The sequence below is a fragment of the Roseomonas rosulenta genome (genome assembly GCF_016106005.1).
GTDB lineage: Bacteria > Pseudomonadota > Alphaproteobacteria > Acetobacterales > Acetobacteraceae > Neoroseomonas > Neoroseomonas rosulenta.
Genome location: NZ_JACADR010000657.1, coordinates 1 through 554, shown reverse-complemented (window position 1 = coordinate 554; position 554 = coordinate 1). Strand labels below are relative to the sequence as shown.

Sequence of the window (554 nt, the reverse complement as noted above, 5' to 3'; positions counted from 1 at the left end):
TTGGTGGTGCAGTCTTCTCCCTGGCATGGAGGGATGCGCTATGGGGCAGGTTCTTCACGGCTGCGCCCGCACGACAGAGGCGGTCCGTCGCGCGATCCAGCATAGTCAAGCGAGCCTGAGGGACCTGGCACGACGCTACGGGGTCAACCCGAAGACCATCGCCAAATGGCGCGCGCGAGGAGATGTAACCGATCGGCGCACCGGACCCGCCGAGCCGCGCTCCACCACGCTCTCGGCCGAGGAGGAAGCGATCGTCGTCGCCTTCCGCCGTCACACCCTGCTGCCGCTCGACGACTGCCTCTACGCCCTGCAGCCCACCATCCCGCACCTGACGCGCTCGGCGCTGCATCGCTGCCTCCAGCGCCACGGCATCTCGCGCCTGCCCGAAACCGACGGCGACAAGCCGGCCCGCAAGCGCTTCAAGGCCTACCCGATCGGCTACTTCCACATCGACATCGCCGAGGTCAGGACCGAGCAGGGCAAGCTCCACCTCTTCGTGGCCATCGACCGCACCTCGAAGTTCGCCTTTGCCCAACTGCACGAGCGCGCCACCA

1 pseudogene is annotated in these 554 nt (G+C 67.5%); it reads left to right on the top strand.

The annotated features are described in order from the left end of the window. Window positions 1-40: 40 nt before the first annotated feature. Window positions 41-554, top strand: a pseudogene (locus HW578_RS27500) (IS481 family transposase); the annotation flags it as partial.